The sequence below is a fragment of the Arthrobacter sp. D2-10 genome (genome assembly GCF_054161285.1).
This window is the reverse complement of the sequence record NZ_CP096431.1, coordinates 1025631-1046483: the sequence shown is the minus strand read 5'-3', so window position 1 is coordinate 1046483 and position 20853 is coordinate 1025631. Positions and strand designations below refer to the sequence as shown.

Sequence of the window (20853 nt, the reverse complement as noted above, 5' to 3'; positions counted from 1 at the left end):
AGGCTGACCGGGAGCGCCGAAGAAATCAGGCCTGCTGCGCGGTCCAGTCCGACCAGGACACATTCCAGTCGCCGAAACCGTCCCACACCTGTACGGGACCGGTGTCGGTGTTGCGGATCTCCAGCATGTCCCCGGGACCGAAGGTGTCGTAGAAGTACTTGGCGCCCTCAGGGCTCATGCCGACACAACCGTGGGACACGTTGGCAACGCCCAGCACCGACTGCGCCGCAGGTAGCGCCTCGTGAACAAACGCACCGCCGTTCGACAGGCGGCTCGCCCAGTTCACATCGGTAGCCTCGTAGTAGGCCGGGTCGCCCGGCTTCAAACCAATGGATTCTGCTGAGAACCTCGTCTGCTCGTACTGCTCCATCACGGTGTACAGGCCGTAGAAGGAGGGCCATTCCTCGGTGCCGAGCGTTACGGGGAAGGTCCGTTCCAGCTTGCCGTCGATGAAGACCTGCATCTCCTTCGTGGCGTTGTCCACCACGGCCAGCCGGTTGTTGTGGGTCTTGAACGAATAGGTGTCGTTGAAGTTGCCGATCATCCCGTTGCCGAAGTCGACACCAAACAACTGCATGTCGACGGTGATGGTGCTACGCGGCTTCCAGTACTCCTCTGCGCGGTAGCGGACCTCGGTGTCGTTCAGCCAGTAGAACGCACCTTCCTGGCCGGACGTGCTGGTGATGGTGATGGCCTTCTCGACCTCGTCCTTGTTGACCACGGGCTCGCTGAACGTGATCTCAATGGCTTGACCGGTACCCACGGTGGAACCGGGAGCCGGGTACATCCAGGCGTTCGCCTCGTTCTCGGGCTGGACGGTCGTGAAGGTCTGCTCCCGGCGGTGCTCCGTGCCCGCACTGTCGACGAGCACGAACTCGAACGAGTACTCGGTCGCAAAGGCGAGCGGACCGTCAGCCTTCCAGGAGGATCCGTCCTCCGAAACTGTTCCGGCAACAGGCTCGCCGCCACCCACCGGCGCCAGCACCACGTCCTTGACTGCGGCCTTTTTCGCCTGGATCTCCGGCAGGGTGGCCGGGTTGACCGCTGCAGCGCCATCCGTCGGTGTCACGCCGAAGGTGAATTCCTCGGCGTCGGGTGCTTCGGATTCTTCAGCGTCCGGCTCATCATCTTGAACCTTGTCGGCAGGAGCGGACGACGACGGCGCTGCCGCCGGCTCGTCCGCGAAGTTGGCCCAGCTCGGCGCGGTGATGGCACCGACTGCGCCGCCGCCGACCACGAGCAGCCCAGCAACAATGAGCGCGCCGATCTTCCAGCCTCGCCGTCGTTGCTGGTTGTCCTCGGAGAAGTTCGACATGCTTCTATACCCTGCCTGCTAGTTGCTGTCCAGATGCGATTTTACGCGCGCCCCGCCGGGCAGCCTGCAACGGACACACATCGGTCCGGTTACAATTTCACGCCGGGACGAGCGCGCCCCGCTGCGGGTTTCGGGCTACCTGCGACCCGCCCGCAAGGAGCGCTCCCCCTCTAGTACCGGTAGTGATCCGGCTTGTACGGTCCGGCCACATCGATATCCAGGTACTCGGCCTGGCTCTTCGACAGCTCGGTCAGCTCAACACCCAGGGCGTCGAGGTGCAGCCGTGCAACCTTCTCATCGAGGATCTTGGGTAGCACGTACACCTGGTTGCCGTACTCCGGCGACCCGTCTTCGCGCGTCTGCCCATGCTTGGTGAACAGCTCGATCTGGGCAATGGTCTGGTTCGCGAACGAGTTGCTCATCACAAACGACGGATGACCGGTGGCGTTACCGAGGTTCAGCAGACGGCCCTCGGACAACATGATGATGCTGCGCTGCCGGTCCGTCCCGTGATCGAACACCCACTCGTGGACCTGCGGCTTGATCTCGACCTTTTTGATGCCCGGGATCCGGGCCAGACCGGCGATGTCGATCTCGTTGTCGAAGTGACCGATGTTGCCGACGATGGCCTGGTGCTTCATGCCCTCCATGTGGTGCGCCATGATGACGTCCTTGTTGCCCGTGGTGGTGATGAAGATGTCACCCTGGGCGAGCACCGACTCGAGCTTGGCCACCTGGTAGCCGTCCATGACAGCCTGCAGGGCACAGATCGGATCGATTTCGGTGACGATGACGCGCGCACCCTGGCCGCGGAGGGCTTCCGCCGCGCCCTTTCCGACGTCCCCATAACCGCAGACGACGGCGACCTTGCCGCCGATGAGTACATCGGTTGCGCGGTTCAAGCCATCGGGCAGCGAGTGGCGGATGCCGTACTTGTTATCGAACTTCGACTTCGTCACCGAGTCGTTGACGTTGATGGCCGGGAAGAGAAGTTTGCCCTGCTCCGCCAACTGGTACAGGCGATGGACGCCGGTGGTGGTTTCCTCGGTGACACCCTGAATCGACGCCGCGATCCGCGTCCAGCGCTGGGGATCCTCGGCCAGCGAGGAACGCAATACATCGAGAACCACGGTGTATTCGTGTGAGTAGTCGACGTCGTCCTCGGTAGGCGCCTCGGGTACGGCTCCGGCGGCCTCGAACTCGGCGCCCTTGTGCACCAGCAGCGTGGCATCGCCGCCGTCGTCGAGGATCATGTTGGGCTCACCGTCAGGCCACTGCAGGATCCGGGTGGTGGCCCACCAGTATTCCTCGAGGGTCTCGTTCTTCCAGGCGAAGACCGGCACTCCGGCCGGCTCATCGACCGTTCCACGCCCGACGACGATGGCCGCCGCCGCTTCATCCTGCGTGGAGAAGATGTTGCAGGAGGCCCACCGGACCTCCGCTCCGAGCGCCGTGAGGGTCTCGATCAGGACCGCAGTCTGCACCGTCATGTGCAGGGAACCCGCAATACGCGCCCCCTTGAGCGGTTGGCTCTCTCCGAACTCGCGCCGCAGTGCCATGAGGCCGGGCATCTCGTGCTCGGCGAGGCGGATCTGGTGGCGGCCCGCTTCGGCCAGGGAGAGGTCAGCGACCTTGAAGTCAAACGTCATTTTGTTGAAGATTCCTCTGCAGTGGTGGAAGCGGCGGTCGGGTTGGCAGCGGGAGCAGTCTCCGCTGTCCTCAGTTCAGGGCGAAGCAGCACGGGGATCAACTCGTCGATCGGGTACTCCACGAAACTGCCGGTGGGGTCGGGTGCGGACGAGCGCAGTACCTCGCCTTCCTGCACCAGTGCGGATCCAGTGACGGGGCACCGAAGGATGGCCAACAGATCAGAGGCGATATTGGGCAACGTGGTGCAGCCTTTCAAGGATTCCGGGTGCAGCGTTCGTGCCGGCTGCAACAGCCGGGACACGTTGGTGCGGTGTTACAAGGGTATCGCGCAGCGCGGGCGCGATGAGAATCCTGTGGATGGTGCCGGAGAGCAGGAGCAGGAGCAGAGATTAGCGGTCGCGGAGCATCCGCAGATGGCCGCGGCGTATTCCCGTTTCTCCGGGCGGAGGCGTCAGCGGCGACTTCGGCCCGTGCGGGGCGGCCGGCTCGGGCGCACTGCGGTCAACCGCAGCTTCCCGAACCGCGTTGGCCAGCGCCAACAGGTCATCGGGATTGGGCTCCGGCGGGCCGGACGGCATAGCGAGCCGGACTACTTCCCAGCCAAGAGGAACCGTGAGTTTTTCAGCATGTGGAGCGCAAAGATCGTAGGAGTGGGGCTCCGCGTAGGTTGCGAGCGGACCCAGCACCGCGGTGGAATCGGCATACACGTAGGTGAGCGTTGCCACAGCAGCACGCTGGCACGCTGAACGCGAACATTGCCTCATCGATCCCACGACTGATTAGCCTACCGTGTCCCGTCGCCGTGATGCAGCAGGCACGGGTTCGGACTAGAGTTTCCCCATGCGGGATAGCTCTCTTTCGATTCGCCTGGCTGTACCGGAAGGGCCGGTTGGCCGCCAGTCCCGGTTCGCCGGCAGGCGGCGCGACCGCCACGGCAGAGGCTTGCGCGGCGATCTCATTCCGTCCCACCTGCCCGGCGCCCGCACCCGGTCCGAACGGTTCGAAGACTGGGTCATGGAGTCAGCCCAACGCCTGGAGAGGCTATGGGGCGACAAGATCCAGGACGTTCAGATCATCGTCCAGGAGATCCCGGACGGTTTGGAGCAACTCGCTCCCGCAGCAGTACGGGGTTTGCTCGGCTCGTCGAAGCCCGCAGCGGCGAAGCGACCGGCCACCATCACTGTGTACCGGCATCCCATCGAGATGACGGCCAAGGGCTACATGCCCACCAACGAGCTCGTCCACGACGTAATTGTGGAGCAGATGGCCGAACTGCTGGGCATGGCCCCCGAGGCGGTTGACCCCGCCTACGGGCGGTCACGGGCCTAAGTCACGGCCTGAGTCACGGGCCTAAGTCACGGCCTGAGTTACCGGCCTGAAGGAACCGGTCAGAAGCCGATATCCACGGCGACACTCTGCTGGCCTGAGCTGCCCGCCGGGATGGGGGCTACAGATATGCCGGGAGTGTCGCCGTCGAGCGTTGCTACCTGGGCACCGTACGCCGGGTCTCCCGAGGCGCCGATCAGGGCCGCTGCCGTCCCCTTGCCGAGGTCAGCGGCAGGCACCGTGACCGTGGTGCCGCCGGCGACGTCGAACACCAACTCCTTGCCGAACGCCCCGTCAGCATTGACCGGCGTGAGCCGGACCTCCGCCCGGCCGGACGGTGCACTGAAGACGAACGCCGAGCCCGCGCCGGTCGGCAGGACCGAGACATGCTGGCTGCCCAGCCGCACGGCCGAGGGAACGAGCGCCAAATCCAGCGGTTCCTTCGGCTCCGAACCACGGGAGACCCGCGCCGATGCAGAGATCAGGACGTCCGAACTGATGACCGCTGAGTAGTCGCCCTCGGGCAGCGAATCGAGCGGAATTGCGGTCACCGCGCCGGCGGTCGCGGTGACGACTCCCCCACCGGGTAGTTCCACTTCGCCGCTGGGACCGAAGACCCGCACGTCCAGCACGGCATCCGTGCCACCCGGGACCGCAACCTGCAGCGACGGCGCAGCACCGGCGTAGCCTTCCTGCGCGGTAATCGCATCCATCTTATCGGGCGCCTGAATGCGGATGCCCGGAACAACTTGCGAGGCAGCACTGGGAGCCGAGGGCTGGATGAGTTCCACCCCGCCCGGAGTCAGCCCGCGCAGCACGCTCTGCTGAATGAACCCGCTGACCCGGCCGCCGGAACTCCGGACCCGGACGGCAACATTTTCCTCATTAGCGGCAAGCCCAGCGACCACGATTGACTCAGACTTCCCCGGAGCGATCAGGATCCCCCGGCCGCCGGGCGCATCGATAACGCCCTTGGAACCATACAAGTCAAGATTCACAGTGGCCGGCGACTGCGACGGGTTGTGCAGGTTCAGCACCGCTGCGGCACCGACAGTGGTGACGGCACCGACCAGCCAGAAGTCATTCGAGGGAACCTGGCAGTGCGCCACCGCCAGACCGGCGAGGTCACCGTCCGTTGCGGTGTAGGTGAATCCGGCGCCGGCGGTGGCGCGCTGCTCGCCAAGGGCCTGGGCGCGCATCACGGCTGCACCCTCAACCGATTGCCCTGCCGAGACACCGGCCACGCGGTTGGTGAGTCCGTCCTCATTGCTGACCTGGGGTTCGCCTCGTTCGGATTCGGGTACCTGCTCCGCGATGACGGCGAGCGGATCTCCACCCGAAAGCGGTGCGATTGCCGAGCCGGGGACCGTACCCCCGAGGTCACTGAGCGTCATGGCACTGACCCGATTGAGCGCAGTTTCCGACACCGGGCTGAAGTCGGGATCGCCGCCGTCCACGGTGCCTTCAAGCAACCGCAACGGCTCCGGACACACCGCCGAATACTCCCCCGCAGGGACCGCCGCGGTCGGCACCGGAAATGCTTCCGCGGCGCCGTCGATGTTCTGGACGATGCTCGCCCCCGCGAGGGCACCGGTAGCAGAAACCAGCACGACGCCGGCTGCGATCCCCGCTGCACCGCGCACCCAGGTGCCGCGTCGGTTGGCAGGCACGGCGGTCTTGCGGTCCTTGTGTGTCGCACTCATCTCAGGAGCCAGCCTTTCCGATGCTCAGCGCCGATTCACGCGCAGGGTCTTCAGGATTACCAGCGTCCCTTGCGGCGTCATCACGGCTGTCCTGCGGATGGCGATCAGCTCGCTCATCCTCAGCCGTTTCAGACGGAATCAGCGGTTCCGGCGCCGCCGCACGGCGACCGGTGGATACGGGTTCGCTTGCCGTACGCGCCCTGTCCTGCGGGATGCGGACGAAGCGCGGCCGGGCAGGCATCGGAACCGCAAGGAGGAGGGTCAGGCCGAACACGATTGCCTGGGCAAGCCCCGACCAGGGTTCCCACGGCGTGACGTAGTGAACCTGCAGCTGCCCTCCGGCAGCCGGCAGAGCATAGGCCTGGTTCCACTCCGACGGTGCCTGTTCCAGCCGCTCGCCGTTGAGCGTCGCTTCCCAGCCGGGCGCGGACCGCTCGGCGAGCACCAGCAGGCGCCCCTCAGGGCCGGACGGGACTTCCGCAGACGCCGTGGTTGCATCCGAGTTGACCACGGACAGCGTGGTGCCGGACTCGTCCACGATGCGCAGGCGTCCCACCTGTGCAGCGCCGGTGGATTCACCCGAGGGCGCCATCTCGACCCGCCACAGCCACCCTGACTCGGTATTGCCTACCGACACCAGGCCGGGGACGGAATCAATCTGGCTAGCGAGCACTTCCGCGGCCGAATCGGACTGTTGCAGCACCACGAAGCCGACTCCAAGCCGCCGCAGTTCCTCGCGGGGATCCACCCCGGTGCCGGCCACCAGGGTGGCGACGGTCCGGCGGATGTCGGCTGCGGCGTCGTCGTCCTCGCGTAGTTGCGCGTCAAACAGCGAGCCATGGAGCTGGCGGGCTGCGTAGACCTGAGAAAGGGAGTCGAGGGTGGTGCCGCTGCCGCGCATCAGGGACGCGCTGACGTTGTTGTCACCATCGATCTTCATGACCAGGGTCGAACTGCGCTGCCCGTCGGTGCCGCGGTCAGCCGCGGTAGCGGGGAGCGTACGGCTGGCGCTCGGCTGCACCATGGACTCCGTACCGAACCTGGTCGCCTCCACCGCCACATCCGGTGTTCGAAGCTGTGGAAGCAGCCAGACTGTAAGGCTCGTCACCGGGCCGAGGGCAAGCACCAACGCCGCAGCCGTGAACCATAACCGGGCGGCCCGGACAGACCGGGCGGAGCGCGTTGACCTGCCGGCACGCAGCCGCTGCAGCAGCCACTCGCCGCCGAGCAGGGCGGCCGCCAAAAGTGCCAGCGAAACAACAGAAACCCACGGACCGCTGAACGGCGGAATGAGCGTGGACGAACCGACCGCCGTCACCACAAACGAACTCCCCACACTGCCCAGCAGTGCCAGCACCGCCAGAGCCCACAGCACCCGCGCGGCTGCCCGCCGCTTGCCCGGCAGGAACAGCGCCGTCGCCGCAAGGAGCAGCACCGGCAGTCCGACAACCAGCGAGACCACCAGCGGCCAGGGTCCTTCGGACAGCTCAGGGAACGCGCCGAGAGTGCCGAACGCGGGGAACGCCAGCGGGTAGCCCAGCAGCTGCTGCCACAACGGTGCGGCGTCGAACGGAAGCGGTACTCCCGGGTCGCCGAGGATCCCCCACGGACGATCGAGGGTGGAGGCTGCGAACGGAACAAACAGGGCCAGCGGCGCCAGGAGTGACCACCACACTGTCTTGGCGCGGCGTCGTGCAACCAGTGTGATGGCCACCACCGCCAGGACGAAGAAGACCAGCAGCGACGGCGCGGCAGCAACGACGACGGCGAGCAGCAGGCCCGCTGCGGCCGCAGCCGTCCAGCTGGGAACACCGTTGATCCCCGGCTTCAGCATCAGCTGGAGCGAGCGTTGGCGCGCGCTGGAATCGGCGTCGTCGTTCTGTTGGGCGCCCGGCCGGCCGGGCGCCTGGCCTACGGCACGGATCAGCGCCAGTGCAACCAGCGGCAGCAGGATGTGCACCAGCAGCGCGCCGAGCCGGCCGCTACCGCCGGCCACTTGAAGCACCGGCAGGGAACCCCAGAAGAAGGCGCCCCACAGTCGAAGCGACCGGCTGCGCACGAAGGCGCCCGACCCGAACCACGCCGCGAGGCCCGCCAGAGGAGCGGCGCACACCATCACGAAGACGACGGCGGCGTTCCCGTTACCGAAACCCAGTACGGACAGCAACCACAACACGTAGCTGAAGGGATCGCCGTGGCCGGCTACACCGGCGCCGAGGTCGATCCACCAGCGTGAGCCGTTGGACCAGATTTCCGCGAGGTCGGGCGACAGCGGCAGGAGCGAACCCCCTGCGAGGGCGGGCGCCCCGACGAACTGGCGCAGCGCCACCAGTGACACGCCCAGCAGAACCAGGGACGCCGCGATCGGTCCCCAGCCGGCCCAGATCCGGGACGGCCCTTCCAGGGCGGCAAAGTCATCGTGTGCGTCGCCCGAGGGAACCTCGGCGGCGGTGCTCTGCGCGTAGGACTCGTCCTCGAGCCCCCGGGCCGAGAATGCCTCCACGACGGACTTCCGGTGGGACCATACCTCGCGGCGCTCGGTGCGCAGGGCGCGCACGACCGACCGCGGCAGGCGCCTGGTCCGGGCAGCGGAGCGCCGGGAACGGTACAGGTCGAATGGTTTCAACACCGCGGCGATACTCGCGGTGAGCTGCCCGACGCCGTAGCCCGGGTCCTTCGCCAATAAGCCGAGGATGAGCCGGGCGAACCCGCCAAGGACGGCGCCGACCGCGAGGAACGGCACCTTCCACAGCATTGCGTGTTTCAGGCGGAGATACACCTCGGCTCGGCGCGCGGCACCAAGGGTGGCTGAATGGTTGGCGCGCGATCCGGCATGGCGCATGACTGCCTCCGGCACCACCACCACGCGGTGGCCGGCGAGGCGGTTACGCCAGCAGAAGTCGACGTCGTCGCCGGTTCCGGGCAGTGCGGAATCGAAGCCGCCCAGTTCGTCCCAGACGTCGCGGCGAATCAGCATGCCGGCCGAGTTGACCGCGAACATGTCGCTGCGGACGTCGTACTGGCCCTGGTCCAGTTCGTCTACGTCGATGAGAGTGAGGCGCTCGGCCCACCGGCTGATGGACAGGCCTACGTCAACAAGTTTTCTGCGGTGCTCCCACTCCACCTGCTTGGCGCCGGCGACCGTCACGGAAGGTGCGAGCTCCACCGCGCGCAGGAGTGCCTCCAGGGCGGTGGGCTCGGGAGCGGAGTCGTCATGCAGGAGCCAGATCCAGTCGTGAACCCCGCTGTCAGGGTCCGCACGGCGGCTGGGCGGAATCTCGGCCAAGCCGGTGCGCACTGCGGCACCGAAGCCGCTGCGGGCGGCCGCCCCCACTACGGGAGAACCCACCGGAAGTTGCAGTTGCAGAAGTGACGCCGATTCATCAGTTGAACCGGCGTCGACTCCTACGTGGAAATCCGGGGGTCGGGTCTGCTGACCGAGTGCTTTCAACGTGCCAGGAAGATACTCGGCTCCGTTGTGGGCTACGACAACGGCTGTGACCCTTTGTTGCGGATGAATCAGACCGCTCGCTTTCGCAACCGGCGGCGCTCACGCTCGGACAGGCCGCCCCAGATACCGAAGCGCTCGTCATTCTCCAGCGCGTACTCAAGGCACTGGGCCTTGACGTTGCACGCACCGCATACTTTTTTGGCGTCCCGTGTGGAGCCGCCCTTCTCAGGGAAGAACGCCTCGGGGTCGGTCTGCGCACACAGCGCGTCCGCCTGCCAGCCCAGTTCGCCTTCATCATCGAAGTCGGAACCGATGCCCGGAAGGCCAATCCACACTGCCTGTTCAACCCGCTCGGGAGCAGCCTGACGACGAGGAGCATCCTTGGGGTCAGCATCAAGGAAATTCTCGATCCCGGCGCCCTCGCTCAGTGCCTCATGTGCTGCAAGGAAGGCGGTTGCCTCATCTTCCAGAGACTGGGTCTGCTTTCTATACCTCTCAGCGGCACCCGGGTCTGCGGGATCGACATACCAGTCCTGCGGAACGCCGCGCGACCCGTAGCGCGCAGACGCCTGGGCCGCGATGGTCGTGCGGTCCTGAATGTGCTCTGCTTGCCCCATACCAGCCTCCCGGTGTTGCAGCTTCGGCCAGAAGCTAGTGTGGGAGATGCGCCTCCAGCAAGTCGCTGAGAAACCCCGAAATCCCGTCCGCCGAAGCAAATCCGATGACCTAATTACACGCGTGTAAGTCGCATCGAGTCAAGCGGCGAGGGAATCTTATAGAGTTAATTTCTTGGATCGGTGGCACGCCACGCGCATCGCGCCTCACAATTATGCAACTGAACCCGCAGGTCAGCACGCTTACCACCCGAAAGGCAGGCACCCGGTGGCCGAATCTGAGTCCATTTCAGGATTGCTCGACTCCTTCCGAGCAGCCGCCGGCGCGCCGCGCCTGATCTGGTACGGGCCCGACCACGAACGCGTGGAGCTCTCCGGGCGGGTACTGGAGAACTGGGTGGCCAAAACCTCCAATCTGCTGACCGAGGAGCTCGATGCCGGCGCGGGCAGCGTGGTCGCCGTGGAGATGCCACCGCACTGGAAAACGCTCGTGTGGGCGCTTGCCAGTTGGCAGGTGGGCGCCGTGACGCTGCTCGACGGCGGTGCTCCCGCGGACATACGAGCCACCATGGAGCCTCCGGCCGATGGCGGCGAGCCTGACCACCCGGACGAACTGCTCGTACTTGTAGCCCCTGGCGCCCTGGACATGCGCTGGCCCGGTGCCGTCCCCAGCGATGCCGTCGACTACGCGGCGACAGTCCGCTCCTTCGGCGATGTCTACCTTGAAGCGCCGGCGGACGCCGGCGCCGAACTGTTGCGGGCAAGCGGCACCAGCGCCACTTTCAGTGATCTGACAGCTGGGGGCATCGGCTCAGCCGAGGGCATCTGGCTGGTCCCGGCAACACTGCCACTCCATACGGTCCTGACGGCGGCCGTCCGCATCTGGGCGAGCGGTGGAACAGTGGTGCTCGTGCACTCAAGCGTGGAGGTGACCGACCGCCTGGTGGAGGGCGAGCGGATTACTGCTCGGTTGGCTGCTTAGCTGCGGCCGGATGCCTGGCCGGAGCGGCGCCGTCGGCAGCCAGTGTCACAGCAGGCTCAGGCGCCTCCTCCGAGTGGGCGCTGGGGTGAATCAGTTCGTGGTCGTGGGCGAATGCAGGCTCGGCATCGAGTTCCTCGTTGAAGACCCAGAACCGGTAGGCGATAAAGCGGACCGCTGTTGCTAGAACGGTTCCCACGACCCCCGCCACGAAAAGCCCGGTGCGGTCCGAGATGTCGAGAGGGTATTTGGCGAGCCAGACGAATCCGGCCGCGATACCCAGTCCGATCGCATTGATGAAGAGGAACATCACGAGCTCGCGGAGGACGTTGGCCTGGCGTCGATGGCGGAAAGTCCAGTACCGGTTGGCGATCCACGCGAACACGGTCGCTATGGCAGCCGACACCACCTGCGCTTTGACCTCACTGTCCTTCATGGCCCCGTGGATGAGAAGCCAGAAAAGACCCTTGTCGATGACGAATGCCACACCCCCGACGGCGCCGAACTTCGCCAGCTCTCTCCAGAAGAGAGACGCGAGAGCCCGCGTGCGGTCGACAAGTGTGGTGATCATGACTCTCCGGTTTCTGCAAGACGAACAAGCTGAAAACCAGCATGTGCAATTTCAGCGCGGGAACTAAGGGCCCATTTTACCGACGGAGTTTGTGTCTTTCCTAGGAAGCCGCAGTTGCGAACAGGTCACATCAAGGGGACCCCCTCGACAATAGGTACCCTGAAGGGGTGACTTTTCCCGTTATTGGTGTGGTGGGCGGCGGCCAGCTCGCCCGGATGATGGCGCCACCCGCCGTCGAACTTGGCATTGAACTGCGCGTGTTGGCGGAGGGCCCCGACGTCTCTGCGGTAGCCGCCGTCGCGAACGCCTCGGTGGGCGACTACACCGATTTGGAGGACCTCAGGGCCTTCGCCAAGGATGTGGACGTTCTCACCTTCGATCATGAGCACGTGCCCGAAGCGCACCTCCGCGCCCTCGTGGACGCCGGCGTGAACGTTCAGCCGCACCCCGACGCGCTCCGCCATGCACAGGACAAGCTGGTGATGCGGGCGGCCGTGGACCGGCTCGGGCTCCCCAATCCCCGGTGGAGTGCGGTCTCCTCCATCGAGGAGCTGAGGGCATTCGGCGACCGTACTGGCTGGCCGGTAGTCCTGAAGACTCCGCGCGGCGGCTATGACGGCAAGGGCGTGCGGATCATCGATTCACACGACGACGCCGCGCAGAGTGCGGACTGGTTCACCGGTTCCGCGCTGCTCGCCGAGGAGAAGGTACCGTTCACACGCGAACTGTCCGCTCTTGTGGCGCGCTCACCCCAGGGCGAGGCGCGCGCATGGCCGGTGGTTCACTCCATCCAGGTCAACGGCGTCTGCGACGAGGTGATCGCGCCCGCCCAGGACCTGGCCCCGGGCCTGGCCCGCACTGCCGCAGAAGCCGCGCTGCGCATTGCCGAAGAGCTCGGCGTCACCGGAGTCATGGCGGTAGAAATGTTCGAGGTCCCGGACAGCGAGGCGGGCTTCCTCATCAATGAACTGGCAATGCGCCCGCACAACTCCGGCCACTGGACCATGGACGGGGCCGTGACCAGCCAGTTCGAACAGCACCTGCGCGCTGTCCTGGACCTGCCGCTGGGTGACGCCTCGCTTGCCACCGGTGTGGCAGTCATGAAGAACATCCTCGGCGGGAACAACGCAGAGCTGTATAGTGCCTTTCCGACGGCGTTGCAGGCAGAGCCCGCTGCCAAGATCCACACGTACGGCAAAAGCGTTCGCCCGGGTCGGAAGATCGGCCACGTAAACGCCATAGCCCTGCCCGGTGACACGACGGCACAGGTCAGGGAGCGCGCCGAGCGCGCTGCGGCAATCCTCAGGGACGGCCGCGACCCCCGGAAGGAAACATCGTGAACAACTCCCCCACCGGCGCCCTCGTTGGCCTGGTCATGGGCTCGGACTCGGATTGGCCCGTCATGGAGGCCGCCGCTCTTGCTCTCGAAGAGTTCGGCGTCCCCTATGAGGCCGACGTCGTCTCCGCCCACCGTATGCCCGAGGACATGGTGGCGTACGGGCGCGAGGCTGCCGATCGCGGCCTGCGGGTGATCATCGCCGGCGCGGGAGGCGCAGCGCACCTCCCCGGAATGCTGGCGTCGCTGACGCCGCTGCCGGTTGTCGGTGTTCCGGTTCCGCTCAAGCACCTCGACGGCATGGATTCGCTCCTCTCGATCGTGCAGATGCCGGCGGGGATTCCGGTCGCCACGGTCTCGGTCGGCGGAGCACGGAACGCGGGGCTCCTCGCTGTGCGCATCCTCGCCGCCGGTGAGGGGCAGTTCGCTCAGGAACTTTCGGGCAAGCTCACGGACTTCGCCGCCGGGCTGCGGCAGACCGCCCTCGACAAGGGCGCGAAGCTGCGCGAGCGCACCGGCGGGCGAGCGTTCGCGACCGAAGGCGGCGCATGAGCCGGGCGGTTCATCCCGGCCAGCCCTCCGAACGGACCATGCTGACCGATCCGGTGCGCTATCCGGAATCAGCCCAGTCCGGTGTCCGCACGAAGCGGGCGTTCCTGCTTCTTTTCCTGACCCTCCTGATCCCCGGATCAGCGCAGATCGTCGCCGGCAACCGCAAGCTTGGCCGCCGGGCGCTGCGGATCACCTTCGCGGCGTGGCTCCTGGTGATTGCCGGCGTCGTTCTGGCGCTGCTGAACCGGCAACTACTGGTCTCCCTTCTCACGAATCAGTGGTTCTCCCTCCTGCTGATAGCGGTGCTGGTGGCGCTGGCGGTCGGTTGGGCGCTGCTCTTCCTCAACACCCTCCGGATCATTCGCCCGCCCCTGCTGGACCGCGGAATGCGTCCTGCCGTCGCCGCATCGCTCGCCCTGCTGATGCTCGTGACGAGCGGCGGCCTGGGGTACGCCGCGTACCTGCTCAACGTCGGCCGCAACACCTTCGGCTCCATCTTCCAGGCCGGTCCCGCCTTCGATCCGGTCGACGGGCGCTACAACTTCCTCCTGATGGGCGGCGACGCCGGTGAGGACAGGTTGGGACGGCGCCCCGACAGCATCTCGGTGATCAGTGTCGACGCCGCGTCCGGGGCCACCGTCACGTTCAGCATTCCCCGCGACTTCCAGAACGCGCCGTTCTCGGAAGACTCTCCGCTCTGGCAGGTGTGGCCGGACGGCTATAACTGCGGCAACGACTGCATCATCAACAGCCTCTACCCGGTGGTCAGCCAGGATCACGCTGACCTTTACCCGGAGTCGCAGGACCCGGGGGCCGAAGCGATGATGGACGCAGCGAGCGGCATTCTCGGCATCGAGGTGCAGGCGTACATCCTCGTGGACATGGCCGGATTCGAGCAGCTGATCGACGCCATGGGCGGCATCACCATCGACGCCGGAGGCTGGGTTCCCATCACCTCCGAAGAGATCCCGGGCAGCGACCCAAAACGGTACTTCCCGCCGTCGGAATGGATTGCTCCCGGAGTCCAGACCCTCGATGGGTACCACGCACTCTGGTACGCCCGTTCGCGCGAGTACGCCACCGACTACTCCCGCATCCGGCGCCAGCAGTGCGTGCAAGCGGCAATGATCGCCCAACTCGATCCCGCCACCGTCCTCACCCGCTTCCAGGAGATCGCCGCCGCGGGTACGCAGATCGTCGAGACCGACCTTCCGCGCGACCAGCTGGGCAGCTTCGTCGACCTGGCCATCAAGGCGAAGAACCACGACGTCGGCCGCCTCACCATCGGCGCTCCGGACTTCGGTGAGCCGGGTGAGCTGTTCTCCACGTACCCGGACATTCCGCTGGTTCATGAGCGCGTGCAGGAGACCCTTGCGGCTGCAACAGGCGATGCCGAGGCCGCGGCCGCCGGTGTTCTGGAAGTGGACCGTGCCGGGGTTATCGAAGCGCTACCCACTGTGCTCCCGGCACAGACCGTGACGGGTGAGATCACCGAGGAGTACCTGCACCAGCTTGCTGTGAATCAGGACTGGTCTACGCTCGAATCACTGTTGGCCGATAACGGGGAATGCTCCCCCGCCTAACGAACGGACACCGCCGCATGTACCAGCTCGACAACCCGCTGCGCCCTTATGCCTGGGGTTCGCCGACCGCCATCGCGGAGTTGCTGGGACGCACTCCGTCGGGCGGTCCGGAGGCGGAGCTGTGGATCGGTGCGCACCCCGATTCGCCGTCTACGGTTGTCGGCCACGGGGATACCGGCACGCCACTGGACGACCTGATCGATTCCGATCCCGACCGATCCCTCGGCGCCCTCACCCGTGAGGCTTTCGGCGACCGGTTGCCGTTCCTGCTGAAGGTCCTCGCGGCAGCGGCCCCCCTCTCGCTGCAGGTTCACCCCAGCCGGGACCAGGCCCGCGCAGGGTTTGATCGGGAGAACAGTGCGTCGGTTCCCCAGGATGCGCCGCACCGCAACTACCGCGATGCGTTCTCCAAACCCGAGCTGATGTTCGCCCTGACCGAGTTCGACGCGCTGTGCGGCTTCCGCGCGCCCAGCGAAGCCGCGGAGATTTTCTCTGCGCTCACCGGGCTGGTGGAGAAGCAGAAGGGGTGGGCGCCGGCCATCCTGAGCTCCGTCGTCGGCGATCTCGGCATTCCCGACGAAGCCACCGCCCTGCGTGAGGCCTTCACCCGACTGCTGACCGGCGGGGCCGAGACACGCGCAGCCGTGGGAGCCGTTGTCGAGGCCCTCGAGGAAGGAACTCCCGACGGCTCCGGGGACGGCCGGTTGAGCTCGGCCGCCGCAACAGTCCTGCAGCTCAACGGCCATCATGAGGGCGACCCGGGCGTGCTCGTCGCGCTGCTCCTCAACCGGATCACCCTGCAACCCGGCCAGGCGCTGTACCTGCCTGCCGGGAACGTACATGCCTACCTTGAGGGTCTGGGCATCGAGGTTATGGCGTCATCGGACAACGTGCTGCGCGGCGGCCTGACCACCAAGCACGTCGACACCGGCGAGCTGCTGAAGACCGTCGAGTTCACTCCTCTCGCCCTCCCCCTGCTGGAGCCGGAGTCCACGCCGCTGGGCCAGGAACTGTACTGCCCGCCGTTCGACGAGTTCCAGCTTCAGCGGATCGAGCTCCCGGTGTCCTTCGGTGACGACGCCGTCTCCGCCGACATGCCGATCGCCCAGAACGGGCCTGCCGTGGTGCTGGTTGTCTCGGGCACCCTGGTGCTGGACTCGCCGAAGGGCGACCTCATCCTGCACCGCGGGCAGAGCGCCTTCATCCCCGCGAATGAGTCGCCGGTCATGGCCCGCTGTGCTTTTGACACCAGCGACGAGACAGGCGACGACGACGACGGCACCGCCGTCGCCTTCGCCGTCACCGTGGGTGCCGCCGGCGACGCTAACCCTGGCGGGTTGGGGCCTGTGCGCGGCCCGCGCGAAGAGACTCGGCCTTAGCGCGGAGTGCCGGCAACGCTGTGCTCCGCAGCGTTTTGACGGCACTGCGGGCTGTGGACAGCCCGCGGCGGGCCAGCGGCATGGCGGTGGCGTAGGCCGGATAGAGCGGTGAGAGCGGCTTGTCCCAGGTGCCCATCAGCAGGTTCTCGTGTTTCGCCCAGCCCATTTTGAACTTGGAGACGCCGTCGTTCAGCAGACCGTTGAAGTCATAACGCTGCACGCCGCGCTCCTTCATTGACCGGATGGCGAGCCATTTCAGCGCGTAGTTGGCACGCAGGCGTTCGCCTTCCTCGGTCATTCCGCCGTAGAGCTCAAAGGCGGTGGAAGCGCTCGCGGACAGCCAGAGGAACGCGACCATGGTCTGGCCCTGGAACGCTGCGTAGACCGGCGACGCGCCACCCAGGTTGTCGAAGATGTCGAGGTAGTAGGCGTCCTCGTGGATGCCGAACCCGGCACGCTCGGCGGTTTCCTTGTACACCGAAAGGCAGGCTGTCAGCTCCTCCCGGGTGACCTCGCGGAAGTCGAGTTCTTCCCGGCCCGACTTCCGAATGTACTGGCGGTGTTTCTTCGACATCTCCCCGAGCAGTTCGTCCTCCGTACGGGAGAGGTCGAGGATGAGCGTACGTGGTATCAGAATGGTGTTGTCGGTGGGCCGGAATCCCGCGGCACGGACCTGTTCGACGACATCCGAATCCGCATCCCAATCAGGCTCGATGCTCAGCACGGGGGCTGCGTAGGACTCGCGGGCGTACTGCGCAACAGCCTCGAGGACCTGACGGGCGTCTTCGGCACGGCAGGCAGGTCCCCGCGGCACGTACACCAGCGCACGGAAGGGCATCGGCAGTCGCCGGATCAGGATTTGGGCACATCCGACGGTCTCGCCGTTCTGCTTGAGGAAGAGCCGTTCAGTCCGCCAGCCGTGGTCGGCCTTGGTCTGTCCCCAGCCCCAGAGCTGCTGCGGGTGCCCGCTCAGGCGGTTCACGGCGGCATCCCATTCGGGCGCGTTCCAACAAGGAGTAATGGCAAGATTCATGATGCTAAGCCTATCGGCAGGGGCTTGGGTGCGAGCGCAGCGAGCGTTGGGGGGCCGATAGGCGCTACTGGCCGAGGGACCCGCGCCGAGCGCAGCGAGGGGTGGGAGGCCAGGAGGCGCTATCGGCAGGGGCTTGGGTGCAACTTACGGAACGAGCTTGACGTCCTCGCCGCGGAGGTTGGCACGGAAACCGTCGTCCTGGACCGTGACGTCCTGAAGGACCAGACCTTCGGGCAGACCCTCAATGCTGTGCTCGATCGTCACAAACCTGCGCACGACGGCCGCGGTGGCGTTGGAGAGGAAGTCCGGTCCGCCCACGTCGATCGAACGCGGCTCCATCACGAGCCTGCCCGCTTCAACGTCGACGGTCCCGGTTGCGGTGACGCGCAATTCGCGCCCCAAAACCTCAACGACCCGAAACACCAGTACTTGCCCAGCGTCGGCAGCGCGAACCTCCGCCCCTCCGCCAAGCTCGTCCGCGACGACCTCGAAGGGCACCGTCGCGTCGACTGTGAGCCGTGCAGCGACCAAACCGTCCGGGCCTGTCAGCACGTCCTGCCCAACAGCCCGGACGTCCCGAAGCACCGAGTCGGGGGTCACCACCGTCCCGGCGTCCAGCACAAGGTCAGCGAGCCACACGTCGTCCGCACCAAGGTCGGCGGGAGGCTGCGCGTCCGGCGTCCCGCCGTCGGAAGCTTGCGCTCCTTGGGACGGCGACGGCGACGGTTCTCCCCCACCGGCAGGGTCGCTCACAACCAACCACAAGATCCCGACGGCGGCCACCAGGACAACGATCATCCCGGCAGCACCGATCAGCCAGTCCTTCGCACGCGTCCGGTCCATGGGACAGCCTGACGGCTTGCCTAGCTCAGGCGGGCGTAGCTCTCCCACTTATGGGCCTGGTGCTCACCGTCGACCACGCGGATGGTGCCGGACTTCGACCGCATCACGATGGACTGGGTCAGCACCTTGCCGCCGTGGTAGCGGACGCCGCGCACCAGGTCACCATCAGTGATACCGGTGGCAGCGAAGTAGCAGTTGTCGCTGGTGACCAGGTCATTGGTGGAAAGTACCCGATCGAGGTCGTGTCCGGCGTCGAGCGCCTTCTGCTTCTCGTCATCGCTGGTGGGCCACAGCCGGCCCTGGATTACGCCGCCGAGGGACTTGATGGCGCAGGCAGCAACAATGCCTTCCGGAGTGCCGCCGATACCCATGAGGGCATCGATGTCGGTGCCTTCGCGTGCTGCCGCGATGGCACCGGCGACGTCGCCGTCCATCAGGAAGCGGGTGCGGGCACCGGCGTCGCGGATCTCCTGCACCAGCGGGCGGTGCCGGTCCCGGTCGAGGATCATCACGTTGACCTGGTTGACCTTCTTGCCCTTGGCCTTGGCGATCAGGTGGAGGTTCTGCTTGACGGGCAGGCGGAGATCCACCATGTCCGCGGCCTCGGGACCGGTGACCAGCTTCTCCATGTAGAAGACGGCCGAGGGATCGAACATGGTGCCGCGCTCGGCAACGGCAAGAACCGCAAGCGCATTGTTGATGCCAAGGGCGGTCAGGCGGGTGCCGTCGATCGGGTCAACCGCGACATCGCACTCGGGTCCGCTGCCGTCACCGACACGCTCGCCGTTGTACAGCATGGGCGCTTCGTCTTTCTCACCCTCGCCGATCACCACGACGCCGTTGAAGTGCACGGTGGAAAGCAATGAGCGCATGGCGTCGACTGCGGCGCCGTCGGCCTTGTTCTTGTCACCGAAACCCACCCAGTGACCGCCGGCGATGGCTGCGGCTTCAGTGACGCGCACCAACTCCAGCGCGAGGTTGCGGTCCGGTTCGTCGTCGCCCACCGCGAGGGCGGGGGAAAGGGTTGAATACTGGGCTTTTTTTACGGTGTCGGACACGTTTACCTCATCATCGAATTAGCGGACCCTCTTGCGCCAATCATAATGGTGCGCCGCTATCCGGCCATTTCCGTGACGTGACCGCGGTGAGCGACAATGGATAGGTGAGCAGCACCCAGGAAAACCAGCAGGACGCACCGGCAACCCCGGTACTGACCGCCAAGCAGGCCAAGCGCGCCAATGCCTCATCGATCGGCATGTTCATCGCCACAGCCGTCACGCTGGCGCTGGTTCTGTTCGTCGTGCTCCTCAATCCCACGCACACAGCGGACACGTACACACGCGACGTCGACGTCGCGACCATCGCAACAGAAGCCGAAGACGCCGCCGGGTACACCCCGGTCGCCGCCGATCTGCCGGAGGGCTGGACCTCCAACTACGCGCGCTGGACGGGCTCGGCTTCCGACGGGGTCGCCTTCTGGGAGGTGGGGTATCTCACACCCGAGCGGGAGTTCATCCAGGTGACGCAGACAAACGCCTCGAACCCCACGTGGCTGTCGCAGCGCGTGGACCGCGCCGAGCCGTCCGGGCAACGCGTGATCGACGGAGTGACCTGGGAGCTGCTCGACAGCACCTCCGGCGACGCTTTCCTCACCACCGAGCAGGACGGCTTCACGCTCATCCTGAACGGAACGGCCGATCTGGCGCAGTTCGACCTCCTTGGCAGCGCAGTGCTCGACGAACTGAAGTAGCACTCACCTGAACCGGCACGTCAACTGAACGAGACCCGCTCAACGTAAAGTCACCAACCGGGCGGGCCAGGGCCGGGGCGCAGTACAGTGAAAATCGTGAGCTCACAACTGACCCCCGCTGAAGCCTGGCAGAAACTCCGTGATGGAAACGCGCGGTTCATCTCCGCCTCGTCATCCCATCCCAATCAGGACGCTTCCCGACGAGCGTCACTGGTGAACACCCAGGATCCCTTCGCCGTCATCTTCGGTTGCTCCGACTCCCGTCTTGCGGCAGAAATCATCTTCGACGTCGGGCTCGGCGACATCTTCGTGGTCCGAACAGCCGGCCAGGTGATCGACGACGCCGTCCTCGGGTCGCTCGAATACAGCGTGAGCGTGCTCAAGGTCCCCCTAATCGTGATCCTCGGACATGACTCCTGCGGTGCCGTCACCGCGACTGCCCAGTCGGTGGAATCGGGCACCATGCCGACCGGTTTCATCCGCGACCTCGTCGAGCGCATCACGCCGTCGGTGCTGACGTCACGGCGCAACGGTGTCGATGACATCAACGGCATGGTTGAGGAGCACATCCGGCAGACAGGCCAGCGGCTTGTCGACTCCTCCCGCGTGATTGCCGACGCGGTCGAGAAGGGGACCACCGCCGTCGTCGGCGTCACCTACCGGCTCGACGAGGGCAAGGCCGACGTCATTTCGGAACAGGGCAGTCTCTGACGTGGCGTCGTGACGTGTGACGTGGCGTGTGGCGAATGGCGTATGGCGTTCGAGACT

Annotated in this window: 19 protein-coding genes; 8 read left to right on the top strand and 11 right to left on the bottom strand. The window is 66.1% G+C overall.

Annotation, left to right across the window (positions count from 1 at the left end):
- Positions 1-25: 25 nt before the first annotated feature.
- From M1D74_RS04975 to M1D74_RS04960, 4 genes are all read right to left on the bottom strand, one after another.
- Positions 26-1315 carry an Ig-like domain-containing protein gene (locus tag M1D74_RS04975; RefSeq protein WP_458116696.1) on the bottom strand — a complete coding sequence of 430 codons (1290 nt, stop codon included), beginning with the start codon at positions 1313-1315 and terminating at the stop codon, positions 26-28.
- Between the two features lie 170 nt (positions 1316-1485).
- Positions 1486-2964 (bottom strand): adenosylhomocysteinase, encoded by a 1479-nt coding sequence (ahcY, locus tag M1D74_RS04970; protein ID WP_458116695.1) that lies wholly within the window; start codon positions 2962-2964, stop codon positions 1486-1488.
- Positions 2961-3203 carry a hypothetical protein gene (locus M1D74_RS04965; RefSeq protein WP_309124378.1) on the bottom strand — a complete coding sequence of 81 codons (243 nt, stop codon included), beginning with the start codon at positions 3201-3203 and terminating at the stop codon, positions 2961-2963. The genes ahcY and M1D74_RS04965 overlap by 4 nt, the downstream gene beginning before the upstream one ends.
- Positions 3204-3354: 151 nt before the next feature.
- Positions 3355-3738 carry a DUF3499 domain-containing protein gene (locus tag M1D74_RS04960; protein WP_458116694.1) on the bottom strand — a complete coding sequence of 128 codons (384 nt, stop codon included), beginning with the start codon at positions 3736-3738 and terminating at the stop codon, positions 3355-3357.
- Positions 3739-3805: 67 nt separating this feature from the next.
- Here M1D74_RS04960 and M1D74_RS04955 point away from each other — a divergent pair, with 67 nt between their 5' ends.
- Positions 3806-4294 (top strand): metallopeptidase family protein, encoded by a 489-nt coding sequence (locus M1D74_RS04955; RefSeq protein ID WP_309070494.1) that lies wholly within the window; start codon positions 3806-3808, stop codon positions 4292-4294.
- Between the two features lie 59 nt (positions 4295-4353).
- On the opposite strand, the gene M1D74_RS04950 is transcribed toward M1D74_RS04955, so the two are convergent.
- From M1D74_RS04950 to M1D74_RS04940, 3 genes are all read right to left on the bottom strand, one after another.
- A complete protein-coding gene (locus tag M1D74_RS04950) occupies positions 4354-5994 on the bottom strand; it encodes a DUF5719 family protein (RefSeq protein WP_458116693.1) in 1641 nt (546 codons plus the stop codon).
- A 1-nt stretch (position 5995) separates the two neighbouring features.
- Positions 5996-9445, bottom strand: coding sequence for a glycosyltransferase family 2 protein (locus M1D74_RS04945; protein WP_458116692.1), 3450 nt, complete (start codon positions 9443-9445; stop codon positions 5996-5998).
- 68 nt (positions 9446-9513) lie between these two features.
- Positions 9514-10062 carry a WhiB family transcriptional regulator gene (locus M1D74_RS04940; protein WP_309070492.1) on the bottom strand — a complete coding sequence of 183 codons (549 nt, stop codon included), beginning with the start codon at positions 10060-10062 and terminating at the stop codon, positions 9514-9516.
- Positions 10063-10327: 265 nt separating this feature from the next.
- Between M1D74_RS04940 and M1D74_RS04935 the strand changes: the two genes are divergently transcribed.
- Complete coding sequence (locus M1D74_RS04935) at positions 10328-11041, top strand: TIGR03089 family protein (RefSeq protein ID WP_458116691.1); 714 nt, start codon at positions 10328-10330, stop codon at positions 11039-11041.
- On the opposite strand, the gene M1D74_RS04930 is transcribed toward M1D74_RS04935, so the two are convergent.
- Positions 11019-11609, bottom strand: a complete 591-nt coding sequence (locus M1D74_RS04930) for a GtrA family protein (RefSeq protein WP_309124464.1) — start codon at positions 11607-11609, stop codon at positions 11019-11021. The genes M1D74_RS04935 and M1D74_RS04930 overlap by 23 nt on opposite strands.
- Before the next feature lie 167 nt (positions 11610-11776).
- Between M1D74_RS04930 and M1D74_RS04925 the strand changes: the two genes are divergently transcribed.
- From M1D74_RS04925 to manA, 4 genes are read left to right on the top strand one after another with little or no spacing between them, the layout of a single operon-like run.
- On the top strand, positions 11777-12949 hold the full coding sequence (locus M1D74_RS04925; protein ID WP_309070489.1) for a 5-(carboxyamino)imidazole ribonucleotide synthase: 1173 nt from the start codon (positions 11777-11779) through the stop codon (positions 12947-12949).
- 35 nt (positions 12950-12984) lie between these two features.
- Positions 12985-13497 (top strand): 5-(carboxyamino)imidazole ribonucleotide mutase, encoded by a 513-nt coding sequence (purE, locus tag M1D74_RS04920; RefSeq protein ID WP_309124466.1) that lies wholly within the window; start codon positions 12985-12987, stop codon positions 13495-13497.
- Entirely contained in the window at positions 13494-15080 is a 1587-nt protein-coding gene (locus M1D74_RS04915) for an LCP family protein (RefSeq protein ID WP_458116690.1), read from the top strand. Before purE ends, M1D74_RS04915 begins: the two co-directional genes overlap by 4 nt.
- 17 nt (positions 15081-15097) lie before the next feature.
- A complete protein-coding gene (gene manA / locus M1D74_RS04910; protein ID WP_458116689.1) occupies positions 15098-16459 on the top strand; it encodes a mannose-6-phosphate isomerase, class I in 1362 nt (453 codons plus the stop codon).
- On the opposite strand, the gene M1D74_RS04905 is transcribed toward manA, so the two are convergent.
- The 3 genes from M1D74_RS04905 to glpX form a co-directional block, all read right to left on the bottom strand.
- Positions 16404-17492 carry a lipid II:glycine glycyltransferase FemX gene (locus tag M1D74_RS04905; protein WP_458116688.1) on the bottom strand — a complete coding sequence of 363 codons (1089 nt, stop codon included), beginning with the start codon at positions 17490-17492 and terminating at the stop codon, positions 16404-16406. The genes manA and M1D74_RS04905 overlap by 56 nt on opposite strands.
- Before the next feature lie 144 nt (positions 17493-17636).
- On the bottom strand, positions 17637-18335 hold the full coding sequence (locus M1D74_RS04900; protein WP_458116687.1) for an LmeA family phospholipid-binding protein: 699 nt from the start codon (positions 18333-18335) through the stop codon (positions 17637-17639).
- Between the two features lie 20 nt (positions 18336-18355).
- Positions 18356-19393: a class II fructose-bisphosphatase gene (glpX, locus tag M1D74_RS04895; protein WP_309070484.1), complete on the bottom strand. Its 1038-nt coding sequence runs from the start codon at positions 19391-19393 to the stop codon at positions 18356-18358.
- Positions 19394-19497: 104 nt separating this feature from the next.
- Between glpX and M1D74_RS04890 the strand changes: the two genes are divergently transcribed.
- Positions 19498-20085 carry a DUF4245 domain-containing protein gene (locus M1D74_RS04890; protein WP_309070483.1) on the top strand — a complete coding sequence of 196 codons (588 nt, stop codon included), beginning with the start codon at positions 19498-19500 and terminating at the stop codon, positions 20083-20085.
- A gap of 96 nt (positions 20086-20181) precedes the next feature.
- Positions 20182-20796, top strand: a complete 615-nt coding sequence (locus tag M1D74_RS04885; RefSeq protein WP_309070482.1) for a carbonic anhydrase — start codon at positions 20182-20184, stop codon at positions 20794-20796.
- The last annotated feature ends 57 nt before the right edge of the window (positions 20797-20853 follow it).